Consider the following 21,570-nt stretch of genomic DNA (forward strand, 5'->3'; position numbering starts at 1 on the left):
CGACTGGTATCACGCCCGCGAAATCCCTATAATTGCCGCGTTTGACGCTCCGGCGTCGTCCTTCCTTAACATCCAGGTTAATCAGGTCGCTAAATTTATGACTGATAAGTCTCATCAATGCGTCATTATAGGCATCGCCGGCGCATCGGCTTCAGGTAAAAGTCTAATTGCCAGTACGCTTTATCGCGAACTGCGTGAACAAGTAGGTGATGAGCATATCGGCGTCATTCCCGAAGACAGCTATTACAAAGATCAATCCCATCTGTCGATGGAAGAGCGCGTCAAAACCAACTATGACCACCCAAATGCAATGGATCACAGCTTGCTGTTCCAGCATTTAGAAGCGCTTAAGAGCGGCCAGGCGATTGAGCTGCCCGTTTACAGTTACGTAGAACACACCCGCACCCGGGAAACCATCCGCATCGAGCCGAAAAAGGTCATTATCCTTGAAGGGATCCTGCTGCTGACCGACGCCCGCCTGCGTGAATCCATGAACTTCTCGATTTTCGTCGATACCCCGCTGGATATCTGCCTGATGCGCCGCATCAAGCGTGACGTGAATGAACGCGGCCGTTCGATGGACTCCGTCATGGCTCAATACCAGAAAACGGTCCGCCCGATGTTCCTGCAGTTTATTGAGCCATCCAAACAATACGCCGATATCATCGTGCCGCGCGGGGGTAAAAACCGCATTGCTATTGATATCTTAAAAGCGAAAATCAGCCAGTTTTTTGAATAACCCGCGTGAATTGTGTACCGTTCAGAGATAACCTGGTTTTACCCTGAGCGCTTACCGCCTCAGGGTACGATGCATGAAAGGAGAAAGTGGCATGCGTCTTTGCGATCGCGATATTGAAGCCTGGCTGGATGAAGGCCGTTTGTCTATTACCCCGCGCCCACCCGTTGAGCGTATCAATGGCGTGACCGTTGATGTCCGCCTGGGGAATAAATTCCGCACCTTTAGTGGCCACACTGCGCCGTTCATTGACCTCAGCGGGCCGAAGGACGAAGTCAGCGCCGCGCTCGATCGCGTGATGAGTGACGAAATCGTAATCGACGAGGGCGAAGCTTTTTATCTGCATCCGGGTGAACTGGCCCTGGCGGTGACGTTTGAATCCGTCACTCTGCCTCCGGACCTGGTCGGCTGGCTTGATGGTCGTTCTTCGCTGGCGCGACTGGGGCTGATGGTTCACGTGACCGCGCACCGTATCGATCCAGGCTGGTCGGGGCGTATCGTGCTGGAATTCTTCAATGCCGGTAAATTGCCGCTGGCGCTGCGTCCGGGCATGATGATCGGCGCGTTAAGCTTTGAACCGCTGTCAGGCCCGGCAGATCGTCCTTATAACCGTCGGCAGGACGCAAAATATCGCGACCAGCAGGGCGCGGTTGCCAGCCGTATTGATAAAGACTGATCGTTAGTCCATTGAGGATGCCATGAGAAGAGTTCTGACGACGCTGATGATTTTGCTGGTGGTGCTGGTGGCTGGCCTTTCGGCGTTGGTTCTGCTGGTTAACCCCAACGATTTCCGCGCTTACATGGTGCGGCAGGTCGAGGCGCGCAGTGGTTATCAACTGAAGCTTGACGGGCCGCTGCGATGGCACGTCTGGCCGCAGCTCAGCATTCTCTCTGGCCGCATGTCGCTCACGGCACCGGGGGCGTCCCAGCCGCTGGTGTCCGCAGACAACATGCGTCTCGATGTGGCGCTGATCCCGCTCATTTCCCATCAGCTGCAGGTTAAGCAGGTGATGCTGAAAGGCGCGGTGATTCAGCTCACCCCGCAAACCGAAGCCGTGCGTGATGCCAGTGCGCCGGTTGCGCCGCGCGAAAATACTCTGCCCGATGAACCGTCCGATACCGGCTGGTCCTTTGATATCGGCAAGCTGAAAGTTGCCGACAGCGTGTTGGTTTTCCAGCATGAGCACCAGGAGCAGGTGACCATTCGCAACATTAACCTGCAGATGGAACAGGATGCTCACCATCTTGCGTCGCTGGAATTTAGCGGGCGCGTGAACCGCGATCAGCGCGATTTGACCCTGTCGCTGAATGCTAATGTGAACGCCTCGGACTACCCGCATCAGCTCACGGCCGACATCCAGCAGCTGAACTGGCAGCTGACGGGTGCCGATCTCCCCACCCAGGGAATAACCGGGCAGGGAACGCTGCAGGCCGTGTGGCGCGAAGAGCAAAAGCAGCTCGAGCTGGATAATCTCAACCTGCAGGCAAATGACAGTAGCCTGAAGGGGCAGGCGAGCGTCACGCTCGAAGAGAAACCGAAGTGGGTGCTGAATCTGCAGTTTGACAAGCTCAATCTGGAAAACCTGCTGCCGCCTCTGCCGGCCAGCGCCACGGACAACGATGCTACCCAGACGGGGCAAAGCCAGGCACCGGCATCACGTCCGGTTATCTCGTCTAATCTCGATCAGCCTGACTATAACGCGCTGCGCGGATTCACGGCGGATATTCTGCTGAAAGCCAATAGTCTGCGCTGGCGCGGCATTGATTTTACCGACGTGAGCAGCCAGATGTTTAACCATAACGGTTTGCTGGTGATCTCCGAACTGAGCGGGAAGATGGGCGCAGGAAACCTCTCGCTGCCCGGCACGCTGGACGTCCGTAAAGACGTTGCCAGCGCCGAATTCCAGCCGCGTCTCGATAACGTTGAGATAGGCACCATCCTGAACGCGTTTAACTATCCGATATCCCTGACGGGGCAGTTGACGCTCGCGGGTGACTTCTCAGGCACGAAAATTGATGCCGATGCTTTCCGCCGCGAGTGGCAGGGGCAGGCGCATCTTGATCTGAAGAATTCCCGTATGGAAGGGCTTAACTTCCAGCAGCTGGTGCAGCAGGCGGTTGAGCGCAGCAGCGATGTAAAAGCCCAGGATAACTACGACAGCGCCACGCGCCTCGACAGCTTCACCACGGACCTGACGCTGGACAACGGACAACTTACTCTCGACGGAATGCAGGGCGCCTCTTCACTGTTATCAATGACCGGTGAAGGTAAGCTGGATCTGGTGAAAGAGACGGCGGATACGCGCTTTAACGTGCGGGTACTTTCCGGCTGGCAGGGTGAAAGCAAGCTCATCGACTTCCTGAAAGAGACGCCGGTCCCGCTGACCGTATACGGCAAATGGCAGGCCCTGAATTACAGCCTGCAGGTGGATCAGATCCTGCGCAAGCATCTGCAGGATGAAGCGAAACGTCGGCTTAGCGGCTGGGCGGATCGTAATAAAGATTCACAGGACGGTAAGGATGTGAAGAAGCTGCTGGATAAGCTTTGATGTCCGTTGCGCCGGGTGGCGTTGCGGCCTGATGCCCTCACCCCGGCCCTCTCCCACGGGAGAGGGCGCAAACACTAAAAACGGCAACCGGGTTGCCGTTTTGTTTTACCTAAACCTCAAAATCCAGCTCTTCCTCATCCCGCAGCGGAATGAGCTGAACCTTCTGCACGCGATGGTTTTCAATCTGCAACGTTTTGAGCAGATAGTCGCCCACCTGAACCTCTTCTCCCGGCTGCGGGATACGCTGCAAATACTCCATCAGCAGGCCGGCAATCGTGTGATATTCCCGTTTTTCATCCAGCGGCAGCGGCACGTATTGCACCAGGTCTTCCAGCGGCATGTGGCCGTTAGCCGTCCACGACCCGTCTGCGTTTTTCTGAATGTCATGGCGGGCGTCAATCTCATCCACCTCGTTAGGCAGATTACCGGCAATGGTTTCCATGACGTCGCTGAGCGTGACCAGCCCTTCCACCGAACCAAACTCATCCACCACAAAGGCAAAGTGCGTGCGCGCGTTACGGAATTGCTCAAGGGCGGAAAGCAGCGGTAGCCCCTCAGGGAAGACCAGCGGCTGGCGCACCAGAACGCGCAGGTTGAGCGCCTCGCCGTGAAGCTGCTGCTGGAGCAGGTCAATAACGTGCACCACGCCCAGCAGCTCCTCTTCCTCTTCACCGCCGGTCACCACCACGCGGGTGTGCTGGTTTTTATCCAGCAGGGCGCGAATGTGCTCTTCCGGTGCCGTCAGGTCGATATGCTCAATGTCGTGCCGCGAGGTCATGATGCTGCTGACCGTCCGCTGATTCAGATTAAGCACCCGCTCGATCATCCGTCGTTCCTGCGGGTCGAAGATCAGCCCGTCGCTGCGATCGGCCAGCATGGCGGAGGATTCGGCATCCAGCTCCGCATCCTCTTTCTTACCGCTTAGCAGGCGCATAACCGTGTCGGCCGTGCGCTGACGCAGGGTCTGATTCGCGGACAGGAAGCGGCGGCGGTTAAATATCGCCAGCTGGTTGAGCGCTTCAATCATGACGGAGAAGCCGATGGCGGCGTACAGGTAGCCTTTCGGAATATGGAAGCCAAAACCGTCGGCCACCAGGCTAAAGCCAATCATCAGCAGGAAGCTCAGGCAGAGGATCACGATAGTCGGGTGACTGTTCACAAAGCGGGTCAGCGCCTTGCTGGCCATCACCATCAGCGTGATGGCAATGATCACCGCGGCCATCATCACCGCAAGGTGGTCGACCATCCCGACGGCGGTGATCACCGAGTCGAGGGAGAAGACCGCATCCAGCACCACGATTTGCGCCACCACCGGCCAGAATTTCGCCCCGCGGCGCTGGGTTGGGTTCTCGCTGTCTTTGCCCTCCAGCCGCTCGTTGAGCTCCACCGTGGCTTTGAACAGCAGGAACAACCCGCCGAAGAGCATGATCAGATCGCGGGCGCTAAAGCTTAGCCCGTGAATGGAGAACAGAGGCTGAGTGAGCGTCACCAGCCAGGAGATAGAGGCCAGCAGCAGTAAACGCATCACCATCGCCAGCAGCAGACCCGTCACGCGCGCGCGGTCGCGCTGGGAAGGGGGCAGTTTTTCAGCGAGGATGGCGATAAAGACCAGATTATCAATCCCGAGCACCAGCTCGATGACGACCAGCGTAACCAGCCCGGCCCAGATTGAGGGATCGGCAATCCATTCCATAGTAATAGCAATACCTTCTGTTATATGACGAATGTCACACTTCGATCATGGATAAAGCTGGGGGAAATTGCAATGCCGGGCTGAGATTTCTCTTAATACGACGGGTAAAAAAGAGAGCATTCTCAATAGGGTGTAAATAAGCGAAATACGTATATTTAATTACAAGGAATGCATTTTAGGATATATCGCAGGTGATGATTTTTACTCTCATTTTGTCAATATAAAGAAATTCCTAAAAGGTCAAAAATTTGCTCTTAATATTAATCTTAAAAACCGATATTAGGACGGTTGTCTCCTTGCCTGCTATTAGGTTAGCTGCAACAATTCTCCCAGCATCAAATGTTAAATCTCGGTGTTGCTATTAATGTTCGGTCTTCAGGGAAGGTTATTCATTATCCGTCGGGTTTCTCAAGCGACTGATATATTTCCAGAAGACCTTGCTCAAGAGGGTGTCTATCCATAACACATTGTTTAGTCAGTGGATTGGTAACTGAAAGCCAAGGGCGGTAGCGTGCCTGAAAGCGTGTGAATCAGCCTCGATTATTCTGTCAATAGCCAATGGATGAATAAGCTTTTTTTAGGACTGATGCCAGTTATATTTCTATTTGATTAACTGCATGCTGAAACCCAATACGACTCGAGCTTATTTAAATTGCACAGGATAATTACTCTGCCAAAGTGATAAATAATCAATGATGAAATCCAAAATGAAATTGATGCCATTATTGGTGTCTGTGACCTTGATGAGTGGTTGCACGGTCTTTCCCGGCAGCAATATGTCAACAATGGGTAAGGATGTGATCAAGCAACAGGATGCCGATTTTGATCTCGACAAAATGGTGAATGTTTATCCACTTACGCCTCGTCTGGTCGAACAATTACGTCCACGTCCGAATGTTGCCCAGCCGAATATGTCGCTGGACCAGGAAATTGCGTCCTACCAGTATCGCGTGGGGCCGGGTGACGTGATCAACGTGACCGTCTGGGACCACCCTGAACTGACCACGCCAGCGGGCCAGTACCGTAGCTCAAGCGATACCGGTAACTGGGTGCAGTCAGATGGCACTATGTTCTATCCCTACATTGGTAAAGTCCATGTTGCAGGCAAAACGCTTGCCGAGATCCGTAGTGATATTACCGGCCGCTTAGCGCAGTACATCGCCGATCCGCAGGTGGACGTTAATATCGCCGCATTCCGCTCGCAAAAAGCCTATATCTCCGGCCAGGTGAACAAATCCGGCCAGCAGGCCATCACCAACGTTCCTCTGACCGTACTGGATGCCATCAACGCCGCGGGCGGGTTAACCGACGGTGCCGACTGGCGCAACGTGGTGCTCACCCACAACGGGAAGGAGCAGCGTATTTCGCTGCAGGCGCTGATGCAAAACGGCGATCTGACCCAGAACCGCCTGCTCTATCCTGGCGACATTCTCTACGTGCCGCGCAATGACGATCTGAAAGTCTTCGTGATGGGTGAAGTGAAGAAACAGAGCACCCTCAAAATGGACTTCAGCGGTATGACGCTGACCGAAGCGCTGGGCAATGCTGAGGGTATCGATCTGACGACCTCTAACGCGACCGGTATCTTCGTTATCCGTCCGCTGAAAGGTGAGGGCAGTTCGAAAGGCAAGATTGCCAACATCTACCAGCTGGATATGTCCGATGCGACCTCTCTGGTGATGGCAACGGAGTTCCGTCTCCAGCCATACGATGTGGTGTATGTCACCACCGCGCCGGTTGCCCGCTGGAACCGTCTGATCAACCAGTTGCTGCCAACCATCAGTGGCGTTCGCTACATGACGGATACGGCGCGCGACATTCATACCTGGTAATCCGCGATGTTTAACAAAATTCTGGTGGTATGCGTGGGGAACATTTGCCGTTCCCCTACGGCTGAACGGTTGTTGAAACACTACCAGCCCGAACTGACCGTTGATTCGGCAGGGCTGGGTGCACTGGTCGGTAAGGGTGCCGATGAGCGCGCAACGAGCGTGGCGCGGGATCATCACCTCTCTCTCGACGGCCACGTGGCCCGCCAGGTCACTGGCCGCATGTGCCGGGAGTATGACCTGATCCTGACGATGGAAAAACGCCATATTCATGCGCTGTGCGATATCGCTCCGGAGATGCGCGGCAAGGTGATGCTGTTTGGTCACTGGGACAATGAACGTGAAATCCCCGATCCGTATCGCAAAAGCCATGAGGCCTTTGAGGCGGTTTACACCTTACTTGACCAGTCTGCCCAACAGTGGGCGCAGGCACTGAAAGTTCAGCAGGGATAACAATGACAGAAAAAACAAGACCTTCTGCCGCCCCGACTTCGGGCAGTGATGAAATTGATATTGGGCGCCTGGTCGGCACTGTTGTAGAGGCAAAGTGGTGGGTGCTGGGCATTACCGCCGTGTTCGCCGCGGCGGCCGTCGTCTATACGCTGTTCGCCACCCCTATCTACAGCGCCGATGCGCTGGTGCAGATCGAGCAGAATACCGGCAACTCGCTGGTGCAGGACATTGGTTCCGCGCTGGCGAACAAGCCGCCGGCATCCGACGCCGAAATTCAGCTCATCCAGTCACGCCTGGTGCTGGGTAAAACGGTTCACGACCTCGGGCTCGATATCTCCGTCACCAAAAATACCTTCCCAGTCTTTGGTGCCGGCTGGGATCGGCTGATGGGGCGCAACAACGACACGGTGAAAGTCACTGACTTCGTGCTGCCGAAAGGGGCGGCCGATCAGACGTTTACCCTGACGGTGCTAGGCCCGAAACAGTACCAGCTAACCAGCGACGCAGGCTTTAGCGCCCGCGGTGAAGTGGGGCAGATGCTGACCAAAGACGGCGTCAGCATGATGGTCAGCGCGATTAACGCCCAGGAGGGCGGCGAATTCACCGTCACCAAATTCTCCACCCTGGGGATGATCAACAATCTGCAAAACAACCTGACCGTCACCGAAAACGGTAAGGACACCGGCGTGCTGAGCATGACCTTTACCGGTGAAGATAAGGATCAAATCCGCGACATCCTGAACAGCATTACCCGCAACTATCTTGAGCAGAACGTTGAGCGTAAGTCGGCGGAAGCGGCGAAAAGCCTGGCCTTCCTCGCCAAACAGCTCCCGGAAGTGCGCGCCCATCTGGATGATGCCGAGAACAAGCTGAACGCCTATCGTCAGGATAAAGACTCCGTTGACCTGCCGCTGGAGGCGAAATCGGTCCTCGATTCGATGGTCAACATTGATGCGCAGCTCAACGAGCTGACCTTCAAAGAGGCGGAGATTTCCAAGCTTTATACCAAACGTCACCCGGCCTACCGCACGCTGCTGGAGAAACGCCGTACCCTGGAAGAAGAGAAGGCGAAGCTCAATGACCGCGTGACCGCGATGCCGAAAACGCAGCAGGAGATCGTGCGTCTGACCCGCGACGTGGAGTCAGGACAGCAGGTTTACATGCAGCTGCTGAACAAGCAGCAGGAGCTGAAAATCACCGAAGCCAGTACCGTCGGTGACGTGCGCATCGTCGACCCGGCCATTACCCAGCCTGGCGTGCTGAAGCCGAAGAAAGCGCTGATTATTCTCGGCAGCATTATTCTCGGCCTGATGCTCTCCATCGTCGGCGTGCTGCTGCGTTCCCTGTTCAACCGCGGTATCGAAAGCCCGCAGGTGCTGGAAGAGAGCGGTATCAACGTCTATGCCAGCATTCCGCTGTCCGAGTGGCAAAAATCCCGCGACAGCGTCAAAACCATCAAGGGCGTCAAGCGTTACAAACAGAGCCAGCTTCTGGCGGTGGGTAACCCGACCGACCTCGCCATCGAAGCGATCCGTAGCCTGCGTACCAGTCTGCACTTCGCCATGATGCAGGCCAAAAACAACGTCCTGATGTTAACCGGCGTAAGCCCGTCAATCGGTAAAACCTTCGTCTGCGCCAACCTGGCGGCGGTGGTCAGCCAGACCAACAAGCGCGTGCTGCTGATCGACTGCGATATGCGTAAGGGCTACACCCACGAGCTGCTGGGCACCAACAACGTGAACGGCCTGTCGGAAATCCTGCTCGGCAAAGGTGAAATCAGCCAGAGCGCGAAACCTACAACGGTGCCGAAATTTGACCTGATCCCACGCGGTCAGGTGCCGCCTAACCCGTCCGAGCTGCTGATGAGCGAGCGCTTTACCGAGCTGGTGGAGTGGGCGAGCAAAAATTACGACCTGGTGCTGATCGATACGCCGCCAATTCTGGCCGTGACCGACGCAGCGGTTGTTGGCCGCCACGCTGGCACCACGCTGATGGTGGCGCGTTACGCGGTCAACACCCTGAAAGAGGTGGAAACCAGCCTGAGCCGCTTCGAGCAGAACGGGATTGAGGTGAAAGGGGTGATCCTGAACTCCATCTTCCGCCGCGCGACCGGGTACCAGGATTACGGCTATTACGAGTACGAATATAAGTCTGACAGTAAATAACAAAACATACCCCACACCCCTCACCCTAACCCTCTCCCCAAAGGGGAGAGGGGACTGTTCGGTGCTGGATGTGGGGGACGAACGTAATGATAACCACTGGCTGCCTTTCACCCTCTCCCCTTTGGGGAGAGGGCCGGGGTGAGGGGAAAAGATGACCACACAACGCCCTTTAGTTTCAATCTATATGCCGACATGGAATCGTCAGCAGCTGGCGATCCGCGCAATCAAATCCGTCCTGCGACAGGATTACGATAACTGGGAGCTTATCATCGTTGATGACTGCTCTTCCTCGTATGAACAGCTGCAAAAGTTTGTGACTGACCTCAACGACCCGCGGGTGGTCTATACGCATAACGCCATTAACTCCGGCGCGTGCGCGGTGCGTAATCAGGCGATTATGCAGGCCAAAGGGCAGTATCTGACCGGGATCGACGACGATGACGAATGGACGCCGAACCGCCTGTCTATCTTCCTGTCGCATAAAGAACAGCTGGTCACGCACGCTTTCCTGTATGCCAACGACTATGTTTGCCAGGGCGAGGTTTACTCGCAGCCCGCGAGTCTGCCGCTGTACCCGAAATCGCCGTACTCTCGCCGCCTGTTCTACAAGCGCAACATTATTGGTAACCAGGTCTTCACCTGGGCGTGGCGCTTCAAAGAGTGCCTGTTCGATACCGAACTCAAGGCCGCGCAGGATTACGACATCTTCCTGCGCATGGTGGTGGAATACGGCGAGCCGTGGAAAGTGGAAGAGGCCACCCAGATCCTGCACATCAACCACGGGGAGATGCAAATCACCTCCTCGCCGAAGAAGTTCTCCGGCTACTTCCATTTTTACCGCAAGCACAAGGACAAGTTTGACCGTGCCAGCCGTAAATATCAGCTCTTTACCCTCTATCAGATCCGCAATAAGCGCATGAACTGGCGCACGCTGCTGACGCTGCTTTCCGTGCGTAACGGCAAGCGCCTGGCTGATGGACTTCGGGGGAAATAATGTTTCTGGAAGATTGCCGCGCTAACAGCTGGAGCCTGCGTCCGTGCTGCATGGTTCTGGCGTACCGCATCGCGCATTTTTGCTCGGTGTGGCGTAAGAAAAACGTGCTGAACAATATCTGGGCGGCGCCCGTGCTGGTGCTGTACCGCATCATCACCGAATGCTTTTTTGGCTATGAAATTCAGGCCGCTGCCACCATTGGCCGCCGCTTTACCATCCATCACGGCTATGCGGTGGTGATCAACAAGTTTGTGGTCGCCGGGGATGATTTCACCATTCGTCATGCGGTCACCATTGGCAACCGCGGGCCTGACAGCCTTGCCTGCCCGGTCATCGGCAATAACGTCGAGCTGGGCGCGAACGTGGTGATCGTCGGTGACATTACGATTGGTAATAACGTCACGATTGGTGCTGGCAGCGTGGTGCTGGACAGCATTCCGGATAACGCGCTGGTGGTGGGAGAAAAAGCCCGCGTGAAGGTGATTAAATGAACATTCTGCAATTTAACGTACGCCTCGCAGAAGGCGGAGCGGCAGGCGTGGCCCTGGATCTGCACCAGCGCGCGCTGCAAAAAGGACTTCAGTCTCGGTTTATTTACGGCTACGGCAAAGGCGGCAAGAAAAGCGTCAGCCACGATAACTTCCCTCAGGTGCACAAGCACACGCCGCGTCTGACCTCGATGGCCAACATTGCGCTGTTCCGTCTGTTTAACCGCGACCTGTTTGGCAACCTGAACACGCTGTATCGCACGGTTACCCGCACCACGGGCCCGGTTGTGCTGCATTTTCACGTGCTGCACAGCTACTGGCTGAATCTGGAAGAGGTGGTGGCGTTTTGTCAGAAGGTGCAGGCCCACAAGCCCGATACCCGCTTTGTCTGGACGCTGCACGATCACTGGAGCGTGACCGGACGCTGCGCGTTTACCGACGGCTGTGAAGGCTGGAAAGATAACTGCCAGAAGTGCCCGACGTTAAGCAACTACCCGCCGGTGAAGGTGGATCGCGCGCATCAGCTGGTGGCCGGAAAGCGTCAGCTGTTCCGCGACATGCTCTCGCTCGGCTGTACGTTTATCTCCCCGAGCAAGCACGTGGCCGATGCCTTCAACAGCCTGTACGGGACAGGGCGCTGTCAGATTATCAACAACGGCATCGACGTGGCGACGGAAGCCATTCTTGCCGAGCTAACCCCGGTGGCCGAAACTGCGGGCAAACCGAAAATCGCTATCGTTGCGCATGACCTGCGTTACGACGGTAAAACCAACCAGCAGCTGGTGCGCGACATGATGGCGCTGGGTGACAAGATAGAGCTTCACACCTTCGGCAAGTTTTCGCCGTTCGAAGGGACCAACGTGGTGAACCACGGGTTTGAAACCGACAAGCGCAAGCTGATGAGCGCGCTGAATGAAATGGACGCGCTGGTGTTCAGCTCCCGCGTGGATAACTACCCGCTGATCCTCTGCGAAGCGCTCTCAATCGGCGTGCCGGTGATCGCCACCCACAGCGATGCGGCGCGCGAAGTGCTGGAAAAGTCCGGCGGGAAAACCTTCACGGAGCAGGAGGTCCTGCCGCTGGTACAGCTGCCGAAGGCGCAGATTGCTGAGATCGTTTTTGGCACTGACCTGGAATCGTTCCGCAACCGCAGCCGCAAGGCCTACAGTGGACAACAGATGCTGGAGGAATATGTCTCGTTCTATCAGAATCTGTAGTTATCTGCTGCTGCCGCTGATCTACCTGCTGGTCAACGTCAAAATTGCCCAGCTCGGCGAAAGCTTCCCGATAACCATCGTGACCTTCCTGCCCGTTCTGCTTCTGCTGTATGTCGATAAAATCAACCTCAAGAAGCTGATGATTGCCTTAGGGCTGGGCACGGGCCTGACGCTGTTTAACTACATCTTTGGCCAGTCGCTGGATGCGAGTAAATACGTCACGTCGACCATGCTGTTTGTTTATATTGTCATTATTATCGGTATGGTCTGGAGTATTCGGTTTAAAACTATTTCTCCGCACAATTATCGGAAAATCCTTAGGTTCTTTTATATTGCCGTTGCGTTAATTGTTATGCTTGCCGCACTGGAGATGGCGCAAATTATTCTCACCGGCGGCAGCAGCCTGATGGAGATAATTTCGAAATATCTCATTTACAGTAACAGCTATGTATTGAACTTCATCAAGTTTGGCGGGAAGCGTACTACAGCCCTCTATTTTGAACCGGCGTTTTTCGCTCTGGCGTTAATCTCAATTTGGCTCAGCATCAAACAGTTTGGTATCAAAACGCCTAAGACCGATGCTATGATTCTTGCAGGAATTGTTCTGTCTGGATCGTTCTCAGGGGTAATGACATTTATCCTGTTTTACCTGCTGGAGTGGGCGTTCCAGTACCTGAACAAAGATGCGATTAAGAAAAAACTGCCGCTGGCGATTATCTCCCTGACGGTATTTATGGTAGGCGTGATATTTGCCTTCCCGTACATCTCAGAACGTCTGGGAGATTTGGGAACGGAAGGGTCTTCATCCTATTATCGCATCATTGGGCCACTGGTGATGGTGGGTTATTCCTTAACCCATATTGATGGGGTAGTAAGATTCGGCTCACTTTACGAATATGTTGCATCATTCGGAATCTTTAACGGTGCGGATGTCGGTAAAACCATAGACAATGGTCTGTATCTGTTAATTATTTATTTTTCGTGGTTTGCCGTACTGTTGACCCTGTGGTATCTGTTTAAAGTTTTCAAAATGATGATTAACGCGTTTGGTGATAACCAGAACTTTCGCGTTCAGCTTTATCTGTTTACTCCGGTGTCGCTGTTTTTTACCGGGTCAATATTTAGCCCGGAATATGCTTTCTTGATTGTCTGTCCGTTTATTCTGCGCAAGGCGCTTAATATTACGAACGTATGACGAAATGAGGTGATTTATGTTTCTTAGCGTCATTACTGTCGCTTTTCGTAATTACGAAGGGGTGGTAAAAACCTGGCGCTCGCTGCGCAACCTGGCGCGCGATCCAAGCCTCACCTTTGAGTGGATTGTGGTCGACGGCGGCTCGAACGATGGCACGGCGGAGTTTCTGGAAAAACTCAACGGTGAGTTCAACTTACGCTACATCAGCGAGAAAGATAAAGGCATCTACGATGCGATGAATAAAGGCATCAGCATGGCGCAAGGCCGTTATGCCATCTTCCTGAACTCGGGCGATATTTTCCATGAAGACGTGGCGCTGTTTGCCCGTCAGCTGGCTCGCCAGAAAGAGGACGCCATGTATATTGGCGACGCGCTGCTCGATTTTGGCGACGGGCATAAAGTGTGCCGCAGCGCGAAGCCAGGCTGGTATATCTATCACAGCCTGCCGGCCAGCCATCAGGCCATTTTCTTCCCGGTAAAAGGTCTGAAAAAACAGCCTTACGATTTGCAGTATAAAGTGTCTTCCGATTATGCGCTGGCAGCCAGCCTGTATAAATCAGGTTACCCGTTCCGTCGAATTAAAGGGCTGGTGTCTGAATTCTCAATGGGCGGCGTGTCAACGTCTAATAATCTGGAATTGTGCCAGGATGCCAAAAACGTGCAGCGTAAAATATTACGCGTGCCGGGGTTCTGGGCGGAATTGTCCTATTTATTACGCCTGCGTACCACAGGCAAAACGAAAACCTTATATAACAAAGCCTGAATATAAGGAAACGCAATGCAGGATTTAAAAGGTTTCTCCGTGCCGAAAGGTTTTCGGGGCGGGAACGGTATTAAGGTACAGCTGTGGTGGGCCGTTCAGGCAACGTTATTTGCCTGGTCGCCGCAAATAATGTACCGCTGGCGAGCTTTTTTATTGCGCCTGTTTGGCGCAAAAATCGGAAAAAACGTAGTCATCCGACCTTCTGTAAAAATTACCTATCCGTGGAAATTAACGCTTGGGGATTACGCATGGGTTGGGGATGACGCGGTGTTATATACCCTGGGCGAAATTACGATTGGCGCAAATTCGGTGGTTTCACAGAAATGTTATTTGTGCACCGGCAGCCACGATTTTATGAGTCAGCATTTTGATATTACCGCTTCGCCTGTTGTGATTGGCGAAAAATGCTGGCTGGCAACGGATGTTTTTGTTGCACCGGGTGTTTCTGTTGGCGATGGCACGGTAGTCGGTGCCCGCAGCAGCGTTTTTAAATCGCTACCGGCAAATAAAATTTGCCGTGGCAACCCCGCAGTGGTGATACGCGAACGCGTTGAAACGAAGAGCCTTGTTAAGTAGGCGTAATCGTTGCAGGCAGTTTGAACGCGGACTGCGCGGAGAAACCGGAACGTACTTAGGTACGTGAGGATTTCGAGCACAGCCCACGTTCAAAATGACAAAAAAGATAGCCTACTTAACGGCTCTGATTAAATTCATAAGTAGAGGAATAAAACATGTCTAAAGTCGCTCTCATCACCGGCGTTACCGGGCAGGATGGTTCTTACCTGGCAGAGTTCCTGCTGGAAAAAGGGTATGAAGTACACGGTATTAAACGTCGTGCATCTTCTTTCAATACCGAACGTGTGGATCATATTTATCAGGATCCTCACGCGGCGAACCCGAAATTCCACCTGCACTACGGCGACCTGACCGATACCTCCAACCTGACCCGTATCCTGCAGGAAGTTCAGCCGGATGAAGTCTACAACCTGGGCGCGATGAGCCACGTAGCGGTCTCCTTCGAATCCCCGGAATACACCGCCGACGTTGATGCCATGGGTACGCTGCGTCTGCTGGAAGCGATCCGCTTCCTCGGCCTTGAGAAGAAAACTCGCTTCTACCAGGCGTCCACCTCCGAGCTGTACGGCCTGGTGCAGGAAATCCCACAGAAAGAGACCACGCCGTTCTACCCGCGCTCTCCGTATGCGGTAGCAAAACTGTACGCCTACTGGATCACCGTGAACTACCGTGAATCCTACGGCATGTACGCCTGTAACGGCATCCTGTTCAACCACGAATCTCCGCGTCGCGGCGAAACCTTCGTGACCCGCAAAATCACCCGCGCTATCGCCAACATCGCGCAGGGTCTGGAGTCTTGCCTGCACCTCGGCAACATGGATTCCCTGCGTGACTGGGGCCATGCCAAAGACTACGTGAAAATGCAGTGGATGATGCTGCAGCAGGAACAGCCAGAAGACTTCGTGATTGCAACCGGCGTGCAGTACTCCGTACGTCAGTTCGTTGAAATGGCCGCGGCACAGCTGGGCATCAAGCTGCGCTTCGAAGGTACCGGCGTGGAAGAGAAGGGTATCGTGGTTTCCGTGACCGGCCACGACGCACCGGGCGTGAAGCCAGGCGACGTGATTGTCCAGGTTGACCCGCGCTACTTCCGTCCTGCTGAAGTGGAAACCCTGCTGGGCGACCCAACCAAAGCGCACGAGAAGCTGGGCTGGAAACCAGAAATCACTCTGCAGGAAATGGTTTCCGAGATGGTAGCCAAAGATCTTGAAGCAGCGAAAAAACACTCCCTGCTCAAGTCTCATGGCTACGAGGTTGCCATCGCGCTGGAGTCCTGAGAATGACAAAACAACGTATTTTTGTCGCCGGTCATCGCGGAATGGTGGGTTCCGCGATTGTTCGCCAGCTCGAGCAGCGCGGTGACGTGGAAGTGGTTGTCCGCACGCGCGACGAGCTGAACCTGCTCGACAGCCGCGCGGTACAGGACTTCTTTGCTAACGAACGCATTGACCAGGTGTATCTGGCGGCGGCGAAGGTGGGCGGCATTGTCGCTAACAACACCTACCCGGCGGATTTCATCTACGAAAACATGATGATCGAGAGCAACATCATTCACGCGGCGCATCTGCACAACGTGAATAAGCTGCTGTTCCTCGGATCGTCCTGTATTTACCCGAAAATGGCGAAACAGCCGATCGCCGAGAGCGAACTGCTGCAGGGCACGCTTGAAGCGACCAACGAGCCGTACGCGATTGCCAAGATTGCCGGGATCAAGCTGTGCGAGTCCTACAACCGTCAGTACAACCGCGACTATCGTTCGGTGATGCCGACCAACCTGTACGGACCGCACGACAACTTCCACCCGAGCAACTCGCACGTGATCCCGGCGCTGCTGCGCCGCTTCCACGAGGCGACCGCCGAGAACGCGCCGGACGTGGTGGTGTGGGGCAGCGGTACGCCGATGCGTGAATTCCTGCACGTGGACGACATGGCTGCCGCCAGCATTCACGTGATGGAGCTGGATCGCGAGGTGTGGCAGGAGAACACCGAGCCGATGCTGTCGCACATCAACGTCGGTACCGGCGTGGACTGCACCATTCGCGAGCTGGCGCAAACCATCGCGCAGGTAGTGGGCTACAAAGGCCGCGTGGTGTTTGACGCGACGAAACCGGACGGCACGCCGCGCAAGTTGCTGGACGTGACCCGTCTGCATCAGCTGGGCTGGTATCACGAGGTGTCACTGGAGCAGGGGCTGGCCAGTACCTACCAGTGGTTCCTGGAAAACCAGCACCGCTTCCGGGGGTAACGATGTTTTTAAGTCAGGAAGATTTTGCCACGGTAGTGCGTTCCACTCCGCTCATCTCAATTGATTTGATCGTGGAGAACGAACGCGGCGAGTTCTTGCTGGGGAAACGAACCAACCGTCCTGCACAGGGCTTCTGGTTCGTGCCCGGCGGGCGCGTGCAGAAGGATGAGCGGCTCAGCGATGCGTTTGAGCGTCTCACTCTGGCGGAACTGGGCCTGCAGCTGCCGATGGCAGCGGGCCAGTTTTACGGGGTCTGGCAGCACTTCTATGACGATAACTTTTCAGGCACCGGGTTCACCACGCACTACATCGTGCTGGGGTTCCGCCTGAAGGTGAGTGAGGCAGACCTGCGTCTGCCTGATTCTCAGCATGACGACTACCGCTGGCAGACGCCAGAGGCGCTGCTTGCCAGCGACAATGTGCATGACAACAGTCGTGCCTATTTCCTGGCCGATCGTCAGTCCGGAGTGCCGGGCTTATGAAAATTTTAGTGTACGGAATCAACTACTCGCCGGAGCTAACCGGCATCGGGAAATACACCGGCGAGATGGTCGAGTGGATGGCGAGCCAGGGACATGACGTGCGGGTCATTACCGCGCCGCCGTACTACCCGGAGTGGAAAGTCGGGGAGCGCTACTCAAGCTGGCGCTACCGTCGCGAAGAGGGCGCAGCGACCGTCTGGCGCTGCCCGCTGTATGTGCCTAAGCAGCCCTCGACGCTGAAGCGGTTACTTCATCTGGGCAGCTTTGCCCTGAGCAGTTTCTTCCCGCTGATGGCGCAGCGTCGCTGGAAGCCGGATCGCATCATCGGCGTGGTGCCGACGCTGTTTTGCACGCCGGGCATGCGCCTGCTGGGCAAACTCTCCGGCGCGCGCACTCTGCTGCACATTCAGGATTATGAAGTTGACGCCATGCTGGGCCTGGGGATGGCAGGCAAAAGCAAGGGCGGCAAGGTGGCGAAGCTCGCCAGCGCGTTTGAGCGCAGCGGCCTGCACAACGTGGATTACGTCTCGACTATCTCGCGCTCAATGATGAACAAGGCGCAGGAGAAGGGCGTTCCGGCAGAGAAGGTGATCTTCTTCCCGAACTGGTCCGAAGTGGCGCGTTTTCGCGATGTAACTGAGCAAGACGCTCAGGCCCTGCGCGCGCAGCTCGGTTTGCCTGAAGATCAAAAAATCATTCTTTACTCAGGCAACATCGGCGAAAAGCAGGGGCTGGAAAGCGTGATTGAAGCGGCCCAGCTGCTGAGTGAACATCCGTGGACGTTTGTGATTGTCGGGCAGGGCGGTGGAAAGGCGCGGCTGGAAAAAATGGCCGGGGAACGCGGCCTGACCAACGTGAAATTTTTCCCGCTTCAGTCTTACGAGACATTGCCTGCGCTGCTGAAGATGGGCGACTGCCATCTGGTGGTCCAAAAACGCGGCGCCGCGGACGCGGTGCTGCCGTCCAAGCTGACCAACATTCTGGCAGTGGGCGGTAACGCGGTGATCACGGCAGAAGCCGAAACAGAATTAGGCCAGCTGTGCGACAGCTATCCGGGAATTGCCGTGTGCGTGGAGCCGGAATCGGTCCCGGCGCTGGTAACCGGAATTGAGAAGGCACTTGCCATGCCAAAAGTGAACACGGTGGCACGTGAATATGCCGAACGCACGCTCGAGAAAGAGAACGTGCTGAGCCAATTTATTGCAGATATACGGGGATAAATCATGAGTCAAACCACTTTGTATCCGGTTGTGATGGCTGGTGGCTCTGGTAGCCGGTTGTGGCCGCTGTCCCGCGTGCTCTATCCAAAACAGTTCCTCTGCCTGAAAGGGGATCTCACCATGCTGCAGACGACGGTAAACCGTCTGCACGGCGTGGAGTGTGAAAGCCCGGTGGTGATTTGTAACGAACAGCACCGCTTTATTGTTGCCGAGCAGCTGCGCCAGCTGAATAAGCTCACCGAAAATATCATCCTGGAGCCTGCCGGACGCAACACCGCGCCTGCGATCGCCCTGGCGGCGCTGGCGGCAAAACGCAGCAGCCCGGACTGTGACCCGCTGATGCTGGTCCTGGCGGCAGACCACGTTATCCAGCAGGAAGACGCGTTCCGCGATGCGGTGCGTGCGGCGATCCCTTACGCCGAGAGCGGCAAGCTGGTGACCTTCGGCATCGTGCCGGATCTGCCGGAAGCCGGCTATGGCTATATTCGTCGCGGCAGCGTGACGCCGGGTGAAGGCGACAGCGTGGCGTTTGACGTGGCGCAGTTTGTTGAAAAACCGAATCTGGAAACCGCGCAGGCGTATGTCGCCAGCGGGGAGTATTACTGGAACAGCGGGATGTTCCTGTTCCGCGCCGGACGCTATCTGGAAGAGCTGCGCAAATACCGCCCGGATATTCTGGATGCCTGCGAGAAAGCGATGGCGGTGGTGGACCCGGATCTCGACTTCATCCGCGTGGATGAAGAGGCGTTCCTCGCCTGCCCGGAAGAGTCCATTGACTATGCGGTGATGGAACGCACGGCGGATGCCGTCGTGGTACCGATGGATGCGGGCTGGAGCGATGTCGGCTCCTGGTCCTCCCTGTGGGAGATCAGCGCCCATACCCCGGAGGGTAACGTCCACCACGGCGATGTTATTAGCCACAAAACGGAAAACAGCTACGTCTACGCCGAATCCGGCCTGGTGACCACGGTCGGGGTGAAGGATCTGGTGGTTGTCCAGACCAAGGACGCCGTGCTGATTGCCGACCGTAACGCCGTGCAGGACGTTAAAAAAGTGGTGGAGCAGATCAAGGCCGATGGCCGTCACGAGCACCATATTCACCGCGAAGTCTACCGTCCGTGGGGGAAATATGACTCCATTGACTCCGGTGACCGCTATCAGGTGAAACGCATCACCGTGAAGCCGGGCGAGGGGCTGTCGGTGCAGATGCACCATCACCGCGCCGAGCACTGGGTGGTGGTTGCGGGTACCGCTAAAGTCACTATCGACGGTGAAGTCAAACTGCTCGGTGAAAACGAGTCCATTTATATTCCGCTGGGGGCGACGCACTGTCTGGAGAACCCGGGGAAAATTCCTCTCGACTTAATTGAGGTGCGCTCCGGGTCGTATCTGGAAGAGGACGATATCGTGCGCTTCCAGGACCGCTACGGGCGGGTGTAGCACTCTGCATTATGCCCGGTGGCGCTGTGCTTACCGGGCCTGCGAATGACAAAAAAATCAATTTGGCCATTACGTGGTCAGGGCCGACTGTTGCCTGAAAAAGGGGTCATCATGGAAAAATTAACCTGTTTTAAAGCCTACGATATTCGCGGCAAGCTGGGCGAAGAGCTGAATGAAGACATCGCGTGGCGCATTGGCCGCGCGTACGGCGAATATTTAAAACCGCAGACCATCGTGCTGGGCGGCGACGTGCGTCTGACCAGTGAATCCCTCAAGCTGGCCCTGGCGAAAGGGCTGCAGGACGCGGGCGTGGACGTGCTGGATATCGGCCTTTCCGGGACCGAGGAGATTTACTTTGCCACCTTCCACCTGGGCGTAGACGGCGGTATCGAAGTGACGGCCAGCCACAACCCGATGGACTACAACGGGATGAAGCTGGTGCGCAAGGGCGCTCGTCCTATCAGCGGCGACACCGGCCTGCGCGACGTGCAGCGCCTGGCGGAAGCCAACGACTTCCCGCCGGTGAACGACGCGAAGCGCGGCAGCTACAAAAAAATCAACCTGCAGAAAGAGTACATCGACCACCTGCTGGGCTACATCAACGTGGCGAACCTCAAGCCGCTCAAGCTGGTCATCAACTCCGGTAACGGCGCGGCCGGTCCGGTGGTGGATGCGCTGGAAGCCCGCTTTAAGGCGCTGAACGTGCCGGTAACCTTCGTCAAGGTGCACAACACCCCGGACGGCAACTTCCCGAACGGTATTCCTAACCCGCTGCTGCCGGAGTGCCGCGACGACACCCGCAACGCGGTGATTGAGCACGGTGCGGACATGGGCATCGCCTTTGACGGCGACTTCGACCGCTGCTTCCTGTTCGACGAGAAAGGGCAGTTCATCGAGGGCTACTACATTGTCGGCCTGCTGGCGGAAGCGTTCCTCGAGAAAAACCCGGGCGCGAAAATCATTCATGACCCGCGCCTTTCCTGGAACACCGTCGATGTGGTCTCCGCGGCGGGCGGCACGCCGGTGATGTCCAAAACCGGCCACGCCTTCATCAAAGAGCGTATGCGCGAAGAAGACGCCATCTACGGCGGCGAGATGAGCGCCCACCACTACTTCCGTGATTTTGCCTACTGCGACAGCGGGATGATCCCGTGGCTGCTGGTGACCGAGCTGCTGTGCCTGAAGGGGCAGACGCTGGGCGAGCTGGTGCGCGACCGCATGGCGGCGTTCCCGGCGAGCGGGGAGATCAACAGCAAGCTGGCGCAGCCGGCCGAGGCCATTGCCCGCGTGGAGCAGCACTTTGCGATCCACGCGCTGGAAATTGACCGTACGGACGGCATCAGCATGGCGTTCCCGCAGTGGCGCTTTAACCTGCGCTCGTCCAACACCGAGCCGGTGGTGCGCCTGAACGTGGAGTCCCGTGCTGACACGGCGCTGATGGAAGCCCGAACGAAGGACATTCTGGCGCTGTTGAATCAGTAACAATTGCCCCTCCCGGCGGGAGGGGGAACCGAATACAGGAACA

19 protein-coding genes are annotated in these 21,570 nt (G+C 55.9%); 18 read left to right on the plus strand and 1 reads right to left on the minus strand.

Annotated features, from left to right (window positions below; genetic code table 11):
• The first annotated feature begins 97 nt into the window (after positions 1–97).
• From udk to asmA, 3 genes are all read left to right on the plus strand, one after another.
• A complete protein-coding gene (gene udk, locus HCH49_RS02055; RefSeq protein WP_033145985.1) occupies positions 98–739 on the plus strand; it encodes a uridine kinase in 642 nt (213 codons plus the stop codon).
• 91 nt (positions 740–830) lie between these two features.
• On the plus strand, positions 831–1,412 hold the full coding sequence (gene dcd, locus HCH49_RS02060) for a dCTP deaminase (RefSeq protein ID WP_023312408.1): 582 nt from the start codon (positions 831–833) through the stop codon (positions 1,410–1,412).
• 22 nt (positions 1,413–1,434) lie between these two features.
• On the plus strand, positions 1,435–3,285 hold the full coding sequence (asmA, locus tag HCH49_RS02065; protein WP_048980158.1) for an outer membrane assembly protein AsmA: 1,851 nt from the start codon (positions 1,435–1,437) through the stop codon (positions 3,283–3,285).
• Positions 3,286–3,394: 109 nt separating this feature from the next.
• Here asmA and HCH49_RS02070 read toward each other — a convergent pair whose 3' ends face one another.
• Entirely contained in the window at positions 3,395–4,978 is a 1,584-nt protein-coding gene (locus tag HCH49_RS02070) for a TerC family protein (protein WP_213787863.1), read from the minus strand.
• Positions 4,979–5,670: 692 nt separating this feature from the next.
• Between HCH49_RS02070 and HCH49_RS02075 the strand changes: the two genes are divergently transcribed.
• The 15 genes from HCH49_RS02075 (at position 5,671) to cpsG (ending at position 21,527) form a co-directional block, all read left to right on the plus strand.
• Positions 5,671–6,810 carry a polysaccharide export protein gene (locus HCH49_RS02075; protein ID WP_221702098.1) on the plus strand — a complete coding sequence of 380 codons (1,140 nt, stop codon included), beginning with the start codon at positions 5,671–5,673 and terminating at the stop codon, positions 6,808–6,810.
• A gap of 6 nt (positions 6,811–6,816) precedes the next feature.
• Positions 6,817–7,260, plus strand: coding sequence for a low molecular weight protein-tyrosine-phosphatase Wzb (gene wzb / locus HCH49_RS02080; protein ID WP_023312405.1), 444 nt, complete (start codon positions 6,817–6,819; stop codon positions 7,258–7,260).
• Between the two features lie 2 nt (positions 7,261–7,262).
• The gene (wzc, locus tag HCH49_RS02085; RefSeq protein WP_048980161.1) at positions 7,263–9,425 is read left to right on the plus strand and encodes a tyrosine-protein kinase Wzc; all 2,163 of its coding nucleotides are present in this window, start codon (positions 7,263–7,265) and stop codon (positions 9,423–9,425) included.
• Positions 9,426–9,576: 151 nt separating this feature from the next.
• The gene (gene wcaA, locus HCH49_RS02090) at positions 9,577–10,419 is read left to right on the plus strand and encodes a colanic acid biosynthesis glycosyltransferase WcaA (protein WP_023312403.1); all 843 of its coding nucleotides are present in this window, start codon (positions 9,577–9,579) and stop codon (positions 10,417–10,419) included.
• Positions 10,419–10,910: a colanic acid biosynthesis acetyltransferase WcaB gene (gene wcaB, locus HCH49_RS02095; protein ID WP_032642828.1), complete on the plus strand. Its 492-nt coding sequence runs from the start codon at positions 10,419–10,421 to the stop codon at positions 10,908–10,910. Before wcaA ends, wcaB begins: the two co-directional genes overlap by 1 nt.
• Positions 10,907–12,124, plus strand: a complete 1,218-nt coding sequence (wcaC, locus tag HCH49_RS02100) for a colanic acid biosynthesis glycosyltransferase WcaC (protein WP_221702100.1) — start codon at positions 10,907–10,909, stop codon at positions 12,122–12,124. The genes wcaB and wcaC overlap by 4 nt, the downstream gene beginning before the upstream one ends.
• Positions 12,099–13,319: a colanic acid polymerase WcaD gene (gene wcaD, locus HCH49_RS02105; RefSeq protein ID WP_029742034.1), complete on the plus strand. Its 1,221-nt coding sequence runs from the start codon at positions 12,099–12,101 to the stop codon at positions 13,317–13,319. Before wcaC ends, wcaD begins: the two co-directional genes overlap by 26 nt.
• Positions 13,320–13,335: 16 nt before the next feature.
• Entirely contained in the window at positions 13,336–14,082 is a 747-nt protein-coding gene (wcaE, locus tag HCH49_RS02110; RefSeq protein WP_023312400.1) for a colanic acid biosynthesis glycosyltransferase WcaE, read from the plus strand.
• Positions 14,083–14,097: 15 nt separating this feature from the next.
• Complete coding sequence (gene wcaF / locus HCH49_RS02115; protein ID WP_033145979.1) at positions 14,098–14,658, plus strand: colanic acid biosynthesis acetyltransferase WcaF; 561 nt, start codon at positions 14,098–14,100, stop codon at positions 14,656–14,658.
• A 155-nt stretch (positions 14,659–14,813) separates the two neighbouring features.
• Complete coding sequence (gmd, locus tag HCH49_RS02120) at positions 14,814–15,935, plus strand: GDP-mannose 4,6-dehydratase (protein WP_014884502.1); 1,122 nt, start codon at positions 14,814–14,816, stop codon at positions 15,933–15,935.
• A 2-nt stretch (positions 15,936–15,937) separates the two neighbouring features.
• Positions 15,938–16,903, plus strand: coding sequence for a GDP-L-fucose synthase family protein (locus tag HCH49_RS02125; protein WP_013097874.1), 966 nt, complete (start codon positions 15,938–15,940; stop codon positions 16,901–16,903).
• A gap of 2 nt (positions 16,904–16,905) precedes the next feature.
• The gene (locus HCH49_RS02130) at positions 16,906–17,385 is read left to right on the plus strand and encodes a GDP-mannose mannosyl hydrolase (protein ID WP_033145977.1); all 480 of its coding nucleotides are present in this window, start codon (positions 16,906–16,908) and stop codon (positions 17,383–17,385) included.
• Positions 17,382–18,605 (plus strand): colanic acid biosynthesis fucosyltransferase WcaI, encoded by a 1,224-nt coding sequence (wcaI, locus tag HCH49_RS02135; RefSeq protein WP_167819271.1) that lies wholly within the window; start codon positions 17,382–17,384, stop codon positions 18,603–18,605. The genes HCH49_RS02130 and wcaI overlap by 4 nt, the downstream gene beginning before the upstream one ends.
• A 3-nt stretch (positions 18,606–18,608) precedes the next feature.
• Positions 18,609–20,045 carry a mannose-1-phosphate guanyltransferase gene (gene cpsB, locus HCH49_RS02140; protein WP_221702102.1) on the plus strand — a complete coding sequence of 479 codons (1,437 nt, stop codon included), beginning with the start codon at positions 18,609–18,611 and terminating at the stop codon, positions 20,043–20,045.
• 111 nt (positions 20,046–20,156) lie between these two features.
• Positions 20,157–21,527, plus strand: coding sequence for a colanic acid biosynthesis phosphomannomutase CpsG (gene cpsG, locus HCH49_RS02145; RefSeq protein ID WP_023312395.1), 1,371 nt, complete (start codon positions 20,157–20,159; stop codon positions 21,525–21,527).
• Positions 21,528–21,570: the final 43 nt, after the last annotated feature.

This window comes from Enterobacter sp. Y17 (assembly GCF_019730495.1).
Taxonomy (GTDB): Bacteria; Pseudomonadota; Gammaproteobacteria; order Enterobacterales; family Enterobacteriaceae; genus Enterobacter; species Enterobacter asburiae_B.

Excerpts from the sequence above, each read along its gene's own strand:
- wcaA (WP_023312403.1), top strand. The coding sequence starts at position 9,577 with ATGACCACACAACGCCCTTTAGTTTCAATCTATATGCCGACATGGAAT.
- udk (WP_033145985.1), top strand. The coding sequence starts at position 98 with ATGACTGATAAGTCTCATCAATGCGTCATTATAGGCATCGCCGGCGCA.
- wcaI (WP_167819271.1), top strand. The coding sequence starts at position 17,382 with ATGAAAATTTTAGTGTACGGAATCAACTACTCGCCGGAGCTAACCGGC.
- wcaD (WP_029742034.1), top strand. The coding sequence starts at position 12,099 with ATGTCTCGTTCTATCAGAATCTGTAGTTATCTGCTGCTGCCGCTGATC.
- HCH49_RS02130 (WP_033145977.1), top strand. The coding sequence starts at position 16,906 with ATGTTTTTAAGTCAGGAAGATTTTGCCACGGTAGTGCGTTCCACTCCG.
- HCH49_RS02075 (WP_221702098.1), top strand. The coding sequence starts at position 5,671 with ATGATGAAATCCAAAATGAAATTGATGCCATTATTGGTGTCTGTGACC.
- wcaE (WP_023312400.1), top strand. The coding sequence starts at position 13,336 with ATGTTTCTTAGCGTCATTACTGTCGCTTTTCGTAATTACGAAGGGGTG.
- HCH49_RS02070 (WP_213787863.1), bottom strand. The coding sequence starts at position 4,978 with ATGGAATGGATTGCCGATCCCTCAATCTGGGCCGGGCTGGTTACGCTG.
- dcd (WP_023312408.1), top strand. The coding sequence starts at position 831 with ATGCGTCTTTGCGATCGCGATATTGAAGCCTGGCTGGATGAAGGCCGT.
- cpsG (WP_023312395.1), top strand. The coding sequence starts at position 20,157 with ATGGAAAAATTAACCTGTTTTAAAGCCTACGATATTCGCGGCAAGCTG.
- cpsB (WP_221702102.1), top strand. The coding sequence starts at position 18,609 with ATGAGTCAAACCACTTTGTATCCGGTTGTGATGGCTGGTGGCTCTGGT.
- gmd (WP_014884502.1), top strand. The coding sequence starts at position 14,814 with ATGTCTAAAGTCGCTCTCATCACCGGCGTTACCGGGCAGGATGGTTCT.
- wzc (WP_048980161.1), top strand. The coding sequence starts at position 7,263 with ATGACAGAAAAAACAAGACCTTCTGCCGCCCCGACTTCGGGCAGTGAT.
- asmA (WP_048980158.1), top strand. The coding sequence starts at position 1,435 with ATGAGAAGAGTTCTGACGACGCTGATGATTTTGCTGGTGGTGCTGGTG.
- wcaB (WP_032642828.1), top strand. The coding sequence starts at position 10,419 with ATGTTTCTGGAAGATTGCCGCGCTAACAGCTGGAGCCTGCGTCCGTGC.
- wzb (WP_023312405.1), top strand. The coding sequence starts at position 6,817 with ATGTTTAACAAAATTCTGGTGGTATGCGTGGGGAACATTTGCCGTTCC.
- wcaC (WP_221702100.1), top strand. The coding sequence starts at position 10,907 with ATGAACATTCTGCAATTTAACGTACGCCTCGCAGAAGGCGGAGCGGCA.
- wcaF (WP_033145979.1), top strand. The coding sequence starts at position 14,098 with ATGCAGGATTTAAAAGGTTTCTCCGTGCCGAAAGGTTTTCGGGGCGGG.
- HCH49_RS02125 (WP_013097874.1), top strand. The coding sequence starts at position 15,938 with ATGACAAAACAACGTATTTTTGTCGCCGGTCATCGCGGAATGGTGGGT.